This window comes from Pleurocapsa sp. CCALA 161 (genome assembly GCF_003003995.1).
Lineage (GTDB): Bacteria > Cyanobacteriota > Cyanobacteriia > Cyanobacteriales > Xenococcaceae > Waterburya.
In genome coordinates this window covers 1-8,733 of the sequence record NZ_PVWF01000154.1, presented here as the reverse complement: position 1 = coordinate 8,733, position 8,733 = coordinate 1, and the positions used below count along the sequence as shown (strand labels likewise).

Here is an 8,733-nt window from a genome sequence, read left to right as displayed (position 1 = left end):
GTATTTGACTGATATATTTTCATGCTTGTCTTAGTCTGAATTTGAGCAGAAAATCAACTTGTTATTTTTTGTGTTGATTTTTTAATTAACTGACGATATTCAGCTTCTGTATATAGGTCTTGCGGATCGCTAATGCGATCTGTAAAGATAATGCCATCGAGATGATCTAATTCATGCTGAAAAATACGCGCAATAAAGTCTGTGAGAATTTCCTGTTTTACTTCGCCAGATCTAGTAGTATATTCAACCTTAATTTGCTGATATCTCGGGACTAAACCTCTAGTATTGGGTACGCTTAAGCATCCTTCCCAGTCTTTGACGATGTTTTGACCATGAGACAGCAGACGAGGATTAATCATTGCTGTTGGTGGCATAGTTGGAGCATGAGGATAGCGATCGCTGGGATGAGAAGCAATGATGAAAATGCGGTAAGGTTGAGAAATCTGTGGTGCAGCAATTCCTACTCCTTGATTGGCAATTACAGTGTCAATTAAGCGGTCAATAAGCTCTATGATATTATGGTCTGGGATTTGCCCAACGAGTTGCGCTCGGCTTCTAAGTACAGGTGAGCCTATTAGGGCGACAGAGGGACTGTTCATGGATTAATTTACGTTGATTACTAGATTTCACAAAAGTTGTTCATGAAGTATATTGTCTATCAAGGAAGTTTTAACGATTAGAATTTTGATAGTAAATATTACCGATCCTAATCCAACTCTACTGGTAAAATCTTACAAGTTAATTTTGCAAGCTGCTGGAGAAGTAGCCGAGCTTGACTTCATATCATCTTCGCTGGTCAGATAATAGAGTGGCAATTTCTTCAGAGCAATTATGGGAAAACGTTCTAGAACTTCTTAAACAAAGGTTAAGTCGCCCTACCTTTGAAACTTGGATTCAGAATGCCATCATTGAAAGCTTTGATGTTCAGAAAATAACTATTGTGACCCCTAATGCTTTTGTGATGAGCCATTTGCAAAAGCATTATCTAGGCATTATTAGTGATGCCGTTACCGAAGTTACGGGAAGATCTTGGGAAATTTGTCTCAAGTCTCAGCAAGGGCAAGATCTATCATTGTTGAGCAAATCAACTGATTTGGCTCAGGAGCAGCAAACATCTGCTGGCGACAAAAATGCCCTCAAGCCGAACAAGTTAAACCCTAAATATACTTTTTATAGTTTTGTGGTGGGACCGACAAACCGTATGGTACACGCTGCATCTTTAGCCGTAGCAGAGTCTCCTGGACGAGATTTTAATCCCCTATTTCTCTGTGGAGGAGTGGGATTAGGCAAGACTCATTTGATGCAGGCAATTGGGCATTATCATCTGGAAATTAACCCTGAAGCTAAAGTTTTTTATGTTTCGACCGAACAATTTACTAACGATCTAATTGTGGCGATTCGTAACGATAGCATTCAAGCTTTTCGTGAGCATTATCGCACTGCTGACATTTTGCTGATAGATGATATTCAGTTTATCGAAGGGAAAGAATACACTCAAGAAGAATTTTTCCACACTTTTAATACTCTACACGAAGCAGGAAAACAAGTAGTCTTAGCCAGCGATCGCCCGCCTCAGCAAATTCCTAAACTACAGGAGCGTTTGAGTTCTAGATTTTCTATGGGTTTGATTGCCGATGTACAAGTGCCAGACTTAGAAACCCGCATGGCAATTTTACAAAAGAAAGCCGAATCAGAAAATATTCGTTTACCACGAGAAGCAGTCGAATATATTGCTAGTCAATATACTTCTAACATTCGAGAATTAGAGGGAGCATTAATTAGAGCGATCGCCTATATTTCTCTTTCTAACCTATCAATGACGGTGGAAAATATTGCCTCTGCTCTAAATCCAAAAGTAGAACAAATTACAGCTTCCCCAGATACTATTTTAGAAGTGGCGGTAGAGATCTTAAATGTTTCGATCGAAGATTTAAAAAGCAGTTCCCGACGCAGAGAGATTAGTAATGCTCGACATATCGCCATGTATCTGATGCGACAACATACTGACCTAAGCTTACCCCGCATTGGCGAAAAATTTGGGGGTAAAGATCATACTTCGGTGATGTATAGCTGCGACAAAATTGCCAAACAGCTAAGAAAAGATCGCGCTTTGAATCAAACAATTTCTTTATTGAGCGATCGCATTAATTTTGTCAGCCGACAAAAGTTTCAAACTTAATTCAAACTCACAGTAAAAGAGTTTTTCCACAGAAAAGTAATCAATATCCCAGTTTATCCACAAGTTATCCACAGTTTTGACAGAAGATTAGACCATACTGAAGATTATTACCAATTAAATTTGCTAACTATTAGGAGCGAATTATCTTCCATGAGTTCTAAATGGCGTTACATACCGCCGATGGAAGCATCAGGGGCGATGCAGATGGCAATTGATCGTTATTTGCTTGAGCAGCATCGTCAGGGAAAACACCCTCCAACCTTGAGGCTATATACTTGGCAACCAGCGGCGATTTCTTTAGGATATCATCAGTCAGAATATCCCGACTCTTGGCATGATTTAACTTGGCAAGGTCAACCCCTTGACATCATCCGTCGTCCTACAGGCGGTAGAGCAGTTCTGCATCAAGGAGATTTAACCTATGCTATCGTAACTTCAATTGCACCAGGAAAGAGGTTGGAAGTGTATCAACACATATGTCAGTTCCTAATTACTGGCTGGCGATCGCTTGGTGTGGACTTGAACTATGGTATTGCCACCACAGAATATATTCAGCAGCAAAATTGTTTTGCCACGGCCACAGGTGCAGATTTGCTCACCACCGCTGGTAATAAAGTAATTGGTAGCGCTCAACTTCGTCGCGGAAAAGCGTTGTTGCAGCATGGGTCAATGATCTTAAATACAGACAAGCAGCTATATCGGCAGATGTTTGAGACAGATTTAGCGCAAAATTTATGTGAGGTTATCCCCCAGCAAAGCGATCCCTTAACCAGAGATCCTCAGAGCGACCTGACTGCTAAAATAATTGAAAGATTGGTTCAAGCTGCGAGCGCAATTTTTAAGATTGATTTAGTAAAGCAACCTTTGTCTACCAAGGAATGGCAAGATATTGCCAACACGAGAGTAGAATAAGCGCAACAGCCCTGTGAACATCGGCGCTTTTTTTGGGTGAAGATTCATGTAAAAAAAGCTGCCAGGGGTTGCCCGATCCAGGAGACTGTTGTAGAAAGTTGGGGAAACCCCAGCATTCCTCTCAATGATTTCTCTTTGTTGAGATACTAAGATTATTAAAGTTAATTAAACTGATTCAGATATTATGAGCATAGTTAGTCAAGTCATTCTCAAAGCAGATGACGAACTGCGCTACCCTAGTAGCGGTGAACTAGAAGGCATTAAAAACTTTTTAACTACTGGCGAACAGCGCGTGCGGATTGCCCAAACTTTAGCCGATAACGAAAAGAAAATCGTCGATCAAGCAGGAAAAGCTTTGTTTAGGATGCACCCTGAGTATCGTTCTGCGGGGGGAAATGCTTCTGGTCAAAAGCAATATAATCAGTGTCTGAGAGATTTCGGTTGGTATCTTCGTCTAGTTACTTATGGCGTTATGGCGGGAGATAAAGACCCAATCGAAAAATCTGGTCTAATTGGTGTAAGAGAGATGTACAATTCTCTGCAAGTGCCTGTCCCTGGGATGGTTGATGCGATTCGCTGTCTCAAAAATGCGTCAGTAGATCTACTCAGCAAAGAAGATGCTCAAGAGGCTGCGCCTTATTTTGACTACATTATTCAAAGCATGGCATAGATTCAAATTCAGCTAATCAAATTCAATGCTGATTTAATTAGGTAATTGATTATAGGTTTGAGGCGATGCTGTTTAGTCTCAAAAATCCCCTCGTGAAGGTAAGTGATTAAGACGCGATCGCGCAGTAAAATACGACCTTTACGTCTGCCAAAAGACTATTACGCTCTAAATCTATTTTCAGTTACCTATTGTTTTACTTATGACTCGGCTTAAACATAACCCACGGTTTTCTCTGGTATTTTCCTTGCTGCTGTTAGTTTTAACCTATGCTATAGAAGGTTTTCTATATGGGCCTTGGATTTATCAACTGATTGAGAAGAAAAGCTTTTTAACCTACATTGTTAAAGATTCCGTGAGAATCATAATTCTCTATGGTGCTGCTGTACTAGGAATTAGCCTGGTGGTAATCCTTTTGACTTCTCCTGTGTTGCTTATAACTGTCGGTTTAAATAATTGGTTAAAGTCAGATACCAGATCATTTTTATCAATTTTTTTGGCTGCTTTCGCTTTTGCCATAATTGTCCAGCGAATAGACTTATTTGCCCGTTTTCTGGTCTTAATTGCGGCGGTTTTCTTGGGGAAGCTAGATTTACAGTTGGTAGGCTTTAGTCGTTGGTTATCTTCGGCAATTTTAGTGGGACTCTGTTGGTTCGGATTTACAGTGGGTATACTAGCCTTTTATGAGTGGAAGTTTTAAGCAGATAGAAATATGAAATTAGGAGCTAGTTTTGATGGCTAAGAGCAAAAATAAACAAGAAACAACCAGCAGAAAACTATCCCGTGTTGTCACCCTGGTTTTAGGTTTGGGATTTGCAGGTTCAACATTAGTGATCGCTCTCGGCAGTGTTTTTAGTCAACCTAATAATAATGTTGCAGCTACCGATCCTGATGCACCCTCGATGGAAGAGCAAATTAAGCTACAAGTAACTGGGTATGAAAAAGTATTAGAGCGAGAACCAAAAAATGTGACGGCTTTAGAAGGATTAGCTCAGATTTATATCCAAACAGATCCCCAAAAAGCTATTCCTAGCTTAGAAAAACTGGCACAATACTATCCTGAACAGAAACAGTATGCGGGGATCTTAAAGCTAATTAAACAACAGGAAGCTAAATCAAGCGCAACACCGAAAGCTCCAGCAAATAGCGAGTAAATAGGCAACTGGAGCTAGATGACTGTTGAGATTCTGCGATCGCTATTATGCATACTTTTATAGTTGAGATTACTCTAACAACTAGAGGATTTTGAGGATTTTTTGAATTCTATTATTAAATACTAGGCCTGTAAACTTAACAGGCGCTTAAGATAAATGAGCGAGAAGGGATTTGAACCCCTGACCTTTTGGTTCGTAGCCAAATGCTCTAATCCACTGAGCTACTCGCCCTTAACTAAATTAAGGTGTTTTACTTTAATTACCCAACAGTGTTCAATAGTAGCAGAACAAGGTAAAGCAATGCAAGAAAAAGAGCAATTTTTATCCCTATCCCATCTTGACGATCGCGGAGAAGCGCAAATGGTCGACGTTTCAGAGAAAATAATCACTCGTCGAGAGGCGATCGCCGTTGGCAAAGTAATTATGTCTACTCAAACCTTTAGTACTATTGAAGCGGGCAACGCACCAAAAGGAGATGTGCTGGGGACGGCAAAAATTGCTGGCATCATGGCAGCAAAACAGACGGCTAACTTAATTCCAATGTGCCATCCCCTACCAATTCATAAAATCAAGGTGGAAATTACTCCCAATCCCACCTTACCTGGATATGAAATTCAGGCAAAGGTAGTTGTCAAGGCAGAAACAGGAGTAGAAATGGAGGCTTTAACTGCCGTGTCGGTGGCAGCATTAACTCTTTATGACATGGCCAAGGCATTAGAAAAATCAATGCAGATCTCGGAAATTCGTCTTGTGAGTAAAACAGGGGGCAAATCGGGAGATTATTTTGCTGGAGGAAAAAGCAGCTAAACAGATACAATAAGAGTAATGTCGAATATGTATACTTTTTATTTAATTATTACCTATGCCTCCTCGTTGGCCTCGTGAACCCGATCGCCAAGCCGATCCTGAATATCGTCGTCTTGATGACTTAATGAATTTTGCAATTCACGTTGGTATTTACGCAGCCACTAATTCTGGCTTATGGTTTGTCCATATTTTAAAATCGACGCAATGGCCCTGGCTACTGTGGGTTAATGGGATCTGGTTTGGGATCTTGGGCTTGCACTTCATCTACATTAAAGCGATCGCAGATTACACTACAAGTAAAACCTAATGGCTACCACAAGAGAAATTGAAGCGTTAGCAGCAAAAATTGGCGAAAATATCTACATTGATGTTGCCAAGTGGCATTTATATCTCAACGATGCTCACTTACACACCACTGTAGCCGAGAAGATTTATTCTCTGCTTGAAGATAATTCCTTAACGGAGGAGGCAGTTGCTGCTGTCTTAGAAGAGATTCCCGTTAAGCTTGGTGGCGGGAAGACAGAATTACCCTTGAGCCAATTATTGCCGATGCAGTGTCAAATGAATCTAATTGATTTATTGGAAGAATATCAACAAGATATGTAAACGCAAATATCACTTGGCAAATTTAAGCAGATTTCCCTGTACATAATAAATCTTCAAATCTTCTGGATCGTGGGGCTAAAATTATATTTTTATAGCCAGGAAAAGCTTCGTAGATCCTGATTTTGCCATGTTTTTAACGAAACTACCACAAAATCTTCAAAGTTCGACCTTGTGTTAACGAGAAATTTACAAATCTTTTGTTAAGCTAGCGTCACTTGAAATGGTAGGACAACTCTAACTAATGCAAACTATCAAGCCCGTAGCAGGAAATAAAAGAGTCTGCAATCCACAGCAATCATGGCGTAAATTTAACCTTCAAGCTCCTACTTTGATAATTTTATCAGCTTTAGGTTTTGTGAGCGGGATCGCTATTTCGTGGTTATTGGGCAACAGTCACGTCACCGAATTATTTGTGCGCCTACATTTAATTCAGTCTAAACATCCTCAATGGCTGATGCCGCCACAGCTAGATAGTAATTACTATTTGCTTGTGCCGACGTTGATTTTGTTTGTAATGGCTCAAGTGGTAATGAAATTATCTCCTGAACCTAAAGTGTGGTCACAACGATTGATTGCCACGCTTTGTCTTGTCTTGTTTGTCCGCTATTTTCTCTGGCGATCGCTTTGTACTCTGAACCTTGCTAACCCAGTGGACGGTATTTTTAGTATCACTCTTTTGAGCATGGAACTATTAGCCATGATTGGTACTGCATTTCAAATGCTATTACTGTTAACTGCCAAAAACCGCACCAGCCAAGCAGATCGTTGCAGTATTGCTGTGAAAGAAGGTCGCTACAATCCTACGGTAGATGTTTTAATTCCTACCTATAATGAACCTGACTTTATAGTTAAAAGAACTATCATTGGTTGTCAGGCAATGAACTATGATCGCAAACAGATTTATGTTCTCGATGATACCCGTAGACAGAGTATGAAACAGCTAGCACAAGAATTAGGCTGTCATTACATTACTCGACCAGATAATTCCTATGCTAAAGCTGGTAATCTCAATAATGCTCTCAAACAAACCAACGGCGAGTTAGTGGTGGTATTCGATGCCGATTTTGTACCGACAACTAATTTTTTAGAGCGCACCGTTGGCTTTTTTCACAACCCCAAACTAGGTTTATTGCAGACCCCTCAAAGCTATTATAATTCTGACCCGATTGCCCGCAACTTAGGTTTAGAGGATGTTCTAACTCCAGAAGAAGAAGTTTTCTACCGTTATCTCCAGCCAATTAGAGATGGTGCAGGTAGTGTAGTTTGTGCGGGAACGTCTTTTGTCGCTAGACGCAATGCTTTGCAAGAAATAGGTTATTTTGTCACCGATTCAGTCAGTGAAGACTATTTCACAGGAATTCGCCTATCAGCTCGAGGTTATGAGCTTGCCTATCTGAATGAAAAACTCAGTGCAGGTTTAGCCGCAGAGAGCATTGGTGCGCATATCGACCAAAGGTTACGTTGGGGAAGAGGCACTCTACAGGCATTCTTTATTAAGTCCAATCCTCTAACTATCCCAGGTTTAAATCTTTGGCAGAGATTTGCACACCTTGAAGGTTTAGTACATTGGTTGACCTGTTTTCCCCGTGTCTTTTTTCTATTTGTGCCGATCATCTGTACTTTTGGACAGTTAAACCCGATTCTGACTACCTTACCTGAAACTGTCTATGTCATTCTACCCTACTATGTCTTGCTGCTAACCGTATTTTCCTGGCTTAATAGGCGCTCGCGCTCAATTTTGCTTTCTGATGTTTACTCAATTGTTCAGGCAATTCCTGTCTTTATCACCGTAATTAAAGTACTCTTAAACCCGTTTGGCAAAGGGTTTAAAGTTACCCCCAAAGGCTTGGCTAGAGATAAATTTAACTATAATTGGTCTTTAGCTTTACCCATGACAATTTTATTAGGAGCAACTTTAATTAGTTTTGGGATGAGCTTGCTCAGTCTTCCCGAAACTGGAATAAACTTAAGTTTGTACTGGGGTGCATATAACTTAGTCACTATTGCCGTTGCCATGATGACCCTGCTCGATCTACCAAAACTCAGCTTGTATGAATGGTACAGCCGTAAACAAGAAATTAATATCTATGGCGATCGCCAAGTTCACCAGGGTACAACACAAAAAATTTCAGAAGAAGGAGTAGAAATAATTTTAGATTCCCCAGTTCATCTATCTACTAAGGTGATGGTGGAACTAATCCCAGAAATCTTGATTCTCTCTGGCAAAGTAACTCGCAGTTTTACTAGAGATGGTGCATTACATGCGATTGTTAAGTTTAAAAATGTCACTACTGAGCAACATCGTGAACTGGTAGAAATGCTCTATTGTCGCCCTGGTCAATGGGAAATACGCAAGATTCCTAACGAGCTACAGTCTGTTCTAATTATGTTGAAACTCCTCCTCAGAC

The 8,733-nt window shown here is 40.3% G+C and carries 10 protein-coding genes and 1 tRNA gene; 9 read left to right on the top strand and 2 right to left on the bottom strand.

Annotated elements, in window-relative coordinates:
- Positions 1 to 53 precede the first annotated feature (53 nt).
- Positions 54 to 599 (bottom strand): peptide deformylase, encoded by a 546-nt coding sequence (gene def / locus C7B62_RS22600; RefSeq protein ID WP_106242761.1) that lies wholly within the window; start codon positions 597 to 599, stop codon positions 54 to 56.
- A 209-nt stretch (positions 600 to 808) separates the two neighbouring features.
- On the opposite strand from def, the gene dnaA reads away from it, so the two are divergent.
- From dnaA to C7B62_RS22575, 5 genes are all read left to right on the top strand, one after another.
- Positions 809 to 2,179: a chromosomal replication initiator protein DnaA gene (gene dnaA / locus C7B62_RS22595; RefSeq protein WP_106242766.1), complete on the top strand. Its 1,371-nt coding sequence runs from the start codon at positions 809 to 811 to the stop codon at positions 2,177 to 2,179.
- Positions 2,180 to 2,329: 150 nt separating this feature from the next.
- Entirely contained in the window at positions 2,330 to 3,091 is a 762-nt protein-coding gene (locus C7B62_RS22590; protein ID WP_106242758.1) for a biotin/lipoate A/B protein ligase family protein, read from the top strand.
- A 184-nt stretch (positions 3,092 to 3,275) separates the two neighbouring features.
- Complete coding sequence (locus C7B62_RS22585) at positions 3,276 to 3,761, top strand: allophycocyanin subunit alpha-B (RefSeq protein ID WP_106242755.1); 486 nt, start codon at positions 3,276 to 3,278, stop codon at positions 3,759 to 3,761.
- A gap of 199 nt (positions 3,762 to 3,960) precedes the next feature.
- Positions 3,961 to 4,458, top strand: a complete 498-nt coding sequence (locus tag C7B62_RS22580) for a hypothetical protein (RefSeq protein WP_106242752.1) — start codon at positions 3,961 to 3,963, stop codon at positions 4,456 to 4,458.
- A 34-nt stretch (positions 4,459 to 4,492) separates the two neighbouring features.
- On the top strand, positions 4,493 to 4,912 hold the full coding sequence (locus tag C7B62_RS22575; protein WP_106242749.1) for a lipopolysaccharide assembly protein LapB: 420 nt from the start codon (positions 4,493 to 4,495) through the stop codon (positions 4,910 to 4,912).
- 157 nt (positions 4,913 to 5,069) lie between these two features.
- Here the strand turns inward: C7B62_RS22575 and C7B62_RS22570 are convergent.
- Positions 5,070 to 5,143, bottom strand: a tRNA-Arg gene (locus C7B62_RS22570).
- Between the two features lie 69 nt (positions 5,144 to 5,212).
- On the opposite strand from C7B62_RS22570, the gene moaC reads away from it, so the two are divergent.
- The 4 genes from moaC to C7B62_RS22550 all read left to right on the top strand — a co-directional run.
- The gene (gene moaC, locus C7B62_RS22565; protein ID WP_106242747.1) at positions 5,213 to 5,719 is read left to right on the top strand and encodes a cyclic pyranopterin monophosphate synthase MoaC; all 507 of its coding nucleotides are present in this window, start codon (positions 5,213 to 5,215) and stop codon (positions 5,717 to 5,719) included.
- A gap of 55 nt (positions 5,720 to 5,774) precedes the next feature.
- Positions 5,775 to 6,026 carry a 2TM domain-containing protein gene (locus tag C7B62_RS22560; RefSeq protein WP_106242744.1) on the top strand — a complete coding sequence of 84 codons (252 nt, stop codon included), beginning with the start codon at positions 5,775 to 5,777 and terminating at the stop codon, positions 6,024 to 6,026.
- Entirely contained in the window at positions 6,026 to 6,325 is a 300-nt protein-coding gene (locus C7B62_RS22555) for a DUF3181 family protein (protein WP_106242740.1), read from the top strand. The genes C7B62_RS22560 and C7B62_RS22555 overlap by 1 nt, the downstream gene beginning before the upstream one ends.
- A 241-nt stretch (positions 6,326 to 6,566) precedes the next feature.
- The coding region (locus C7B62_RS22550; protein ID WP_199194331.1) for a glycosyltransferase at positions 6,567 to 8,733 on the top strand (2,167 nt) is incomplete at its 3' end.

What these genes read in the sequence shown, in the direction of transcription:
- C7B62_RS22590 (WP_106242758.1), top strand. Translation starts at nt 2,330, where the DNA reads ATGAGTTCTAAATGGCGTTACATACCGCCGATGGAAGCATCAGGGGCG.
- def (WP_106242761.1), bottom strand. Translation starts at nt 599, where the DNA reads ATGAACAGTCCCTCTGTCGCCCTAATAGGCTCACCTGTACTTAGAAGC.
- C7B62_RS22560 (WP_106242744.1), top strand. Translation starts at nt 5,775, where the DNA reads ATGCCTCCTCGTTGGCCTCGTGAACCCGATCGCCAAGCCGATCCTGAA.
- C7B62_RS22580 (WP_106242752.1), top strand. Translation starts at nt 3,961, where the DNA reads ATGACTCGGCTTAAACATAACCCACGGTTTTCTCTGGTATTTTCCTTG.
- C7B62_RS22585 (WP_106242755.1), top strand. Translation starts at nt 3,276, where the DNA reads ATGAGCATAGTTAGTCAAGTCATTCTCAAAGCAGATGACGAACTGCGC.
- moaC (WP_106242747.1), top strand. Translation starts at nt 5,213, where the DNA reads ATGCAAGAAAAAGAGCAATTTTTATCCCTATCCCATCTTGACGATCGC.
- C7B62_RS22555 (WP_106242740.1), top strand. Translation starts at nt 6,026, where the DNA reads ATGGCTACCACAAGAGAAATTGAAGCGTTAGCAGCAAAAATTGGCGAA.
- C7B62_RS22575 (WP_106242749.1), top strand. Translation starts at nt 4,493, where the DNA reads ATGGCTAAGAGCAAAAATAAACAAGAAACAACCAGCAGAAAACTATCC.